Genomic DNA, 2,937 nt, shown 5'->3' with positions numbered 1-2,937 from the left:
TTGGCGACTTAATTTTAACAGGAAAATTTACTTGTCTCATCTTTTTTTTGAAAAAAAAGTAAAAAAGTTGTTAATACATTTAAGTACCAACACCAAAAATTATACACCCAATAGTTTGAATTTTAGCCTTGGCGAGAGATTGCCAAGGCTATTTTTTTAGAAGTTATTATAAAAATTAAGGTAAATAAAAAGACAAATGAAAATTATAATTATAATTCTCATCTGTCTTAAAATTAGTTTAGGAGCTTATCTGTTTAAATATTTTTAATAATTTAGGCAAAATATAAGTATTTACCAACCTCTTTTTGCCATTTTTTCCTCTTCAGTAAGAGAGTATACATTTATTCCTACCATAGCTTCTCCTAAATCTTCAGAGATTTCAGCTAAAATTTTAGGATTATTATAATTTTTTACAGCTTTAACTATTGCAGAAGCTCTTTTAAATGGATTTCCAGATTTGAAGATACCAGATCCTACAAATACACCATCACAACCTAATTGCATCATAAGTGCAGCATCAGCAGGAGTTGCTACTCCACCAGCAGCAAAATTTACAACTGGAAGTTTGCCATTATCATGAACAAATTTTACTAATTCATATGGAGCTCCAATTTCTTTAGCTATGTTAAAAAGTTCTGATTCAGAAGCTGCTACTACTTTTCTAATCTCTTCATTAACAGTTCTCATGTGTTTAACTGCTTCAATAATATCACCAGTTCCAGCTTCACCCTTAGTTCTAATCATACTAGCCCCTTCAGATACTCTTCTAAGTGCTTCTCCTAAGTTTCTAGCACCACAAACAAAAGGAGCTTTAAATTTAGTTTTATCTATATGAAATTTATCGTCAGCAGGAGTTAATACTTCACTTTCATCAATATAATCTATCTCTAGAGCTTCTAAAATTTGAGCTTCTACAAAATGTCCAATTCTTACCTTTGCCATTACAGGAATAGAAACAGCAGCTTGAATCTCTTTTATCATTTTTGGATCAGACATTCTGGCAACTCCCCCATCTTTTCTTATATCTGCAGGAACTCTTTCTAAAGCCATAACAGCACAAGCACCAGCTTCTTCAGCTATTTTAGCTTCTTTAGCATTAGTGACATCCATTATAACTCCACCTTTAAACATTTGAGCTAGATTTTTATTTAATTCATATTTTGACATAACAAAAACCTCCATATTGAATATTTTTTAGAATAATATATAATATGAGTATCGATACAGTTTTATATATTGCAATTTATATTATAAGTATCACATAAAATTTATATTTATTCAATATTAAAAAATGATAAGTGTATCGGTACAATTTTAAAGGAGATAGTTTCTATGTTAGATATATCGTTAAAAAGTAGAGAGAAAATATATATTCAAATCTACTATAAATTAAAAGAGATGATTGAAAATGGTGAGTTAAAAGGAAAAATTTTTTCTATTAGAGAGTTAGCTAAAAAATTTGGAGTAAGCCATTCATCTGTAATAAAAGCTTATGAAAAATTGGAAGAAAATGGCTATATTTATTTAAGAGGTGGAAGTGGAGCTTATGTAAATTATAATATAGAGAAGAAATTTTACCCAGAAGATCATATGGAGAATGAGATATTTAAATATGGATATTTTAGTAGTGAATATAGAATAGATTTCTCTACTGCTTCTCCAAGTGCAGATTTTTTACCAGTTGAAGAATTAAAAAAAAGTATAAATTATATTTTAGATAGAGATGGTGGAAAAGCACTATTATATGAAAATCCTCTAGGATATATGGAGCTTAGAAAAAGTATAAAAAAGCAGTTAAAAAAAGAGGGGATAGATGTTGAAATAAAGAATATTCAAATTGTTTCTGGAGCTCAACAAGGGATAGATATTATAAGCAAAGTTATGATAACTTCAGGAGATATAGTGGTTACAGAAGATCCAGTATACAAGGGAGCAATAGTTAGTTTTAAAAATAATGGAGCAAAGGTAGAGAAAGTTCAATTAAAAAAAGATGGAATTGATTTAAAAGAACTGGAAAAAATTTTAAAAAGAGAAAAAATAAGGTTTTTATATACAGCTTCAACTTATCAAAATCCTACTGGAATCTCTATGTCTGAAAGCAAAAGAAAAGAGTTATTAAAATTAGCTGAGAAATATGATTTTTACATAATTGAAGATGATTGTAGCTCAGATATATATTTTTCTGATGAGAGAATAAAAAGTATAAAAAGTTTTGATAAAAATAATAGGGTAATATATATAAAAAGCTACTCAAAAGTATTTATGCCTGGATTTAGATTAGGATTTATCATAGTTCCAGAAAAGATAGCAACTTCAGTATTAGGTGGAAAATACTCTAGTGATATTTCAAACTCAGGATTGAATCAAAGGGTATTTCAATATTTTCTTGAAGAAGGAATATGGGAGAAACATATTGAAAGATCAAGAAAAGAGTTTAAGAGAAAGCAGTTGTATATGTATAATAGATTAAAAAAAATAGAGAATTTAAAATTAAATAAACCAAAGGGTGGAATGAATTTGTGGGTTGAACTTCCATATGAAATAACAGGAGAAGCTGTTTATATGAAACTTTTAAGAAGAGGAGTAGGAATTTTACCAGGAGTTGTTTTTTCTGAAAAGGCATATAACTATATAAGATTAAGTTTTGCTCAATGTACAGAGGAAGAAATAGATGAAGGAATAAAGATTTTAGAAACAGTGATAGATGAATTAAGATAGGAGAAGATATGTTTAATAGGAGAGAAGGAAATATAAAGAGAATAAAGATAAAATTAGTAATTTTAGCTATTTTAGTAGTTATATCTTTAATTGTAAAATTTATAAATAGATAATAAAAAAGCTGAAGGAATTAGTGTTACTAAAAACTTCAGCTGTAACTACTCAGCTATGTAGTTTACAAAAAATTAAAAATCAGCTAAAAATTAGGAGAATTTGCTT

General features: G+C 27.9%; 2 protein-coding genes. One reads left to right on the top strand and one right to left on the bottom strand.

What is annotated here, in order from left to right; all coding sequences use genetic code 11:
* Positions 1–291: 291 nt before the first annotated feature.
* The gene (gene pdxS, locus I6E31_12340; protein MCF2640749.1) at positions 292–1,167 is read right to left on the bottom strand and encodes a pyridoxal 5'-phosphate synthase lyase subunit PdxS; all 876 of its coding nucleotides are present in this window, start codon (positions 1,165–1,167) and stop codon (positions 292–294) included.
* Positions 1,168–1,332: 165 nt separating this feature from the next.
* Between pdxS and I6E31_12335 the strand changes: the two genes are divergently transcribed.
* The gene (locus tag I6E31_12335; protein MCF2640748.1) at positions 1,333–2,718 is read left to right on the top strand and encodes a PLP-dependent aminotransferase family protein; all 1,386 of its coding nucleotides are present in this window, start codon (positions 1,333–1,335) and stop codon (positions 2,716–2,718) included.
* Positions 2,719–2,937 lie beyond the last annotated feature (219 nt).

Origin of the sequence: Fusobacterium varium (genome assembly GCA_021531615.1) — a bacterium.
Classification (GTDB): Bacteria; Fusobacteriota; Fusobacteriia; order Fusobacteriales; family Fusobacteriaceae; genus Fusobacterium_A; species Fusobacterium_A varium_C.
The sequence above is the reverse complement of the archived record's forward strand: the minus strand, read 5'-3'. Positions and strand labels throughout refer to the sequence as shown.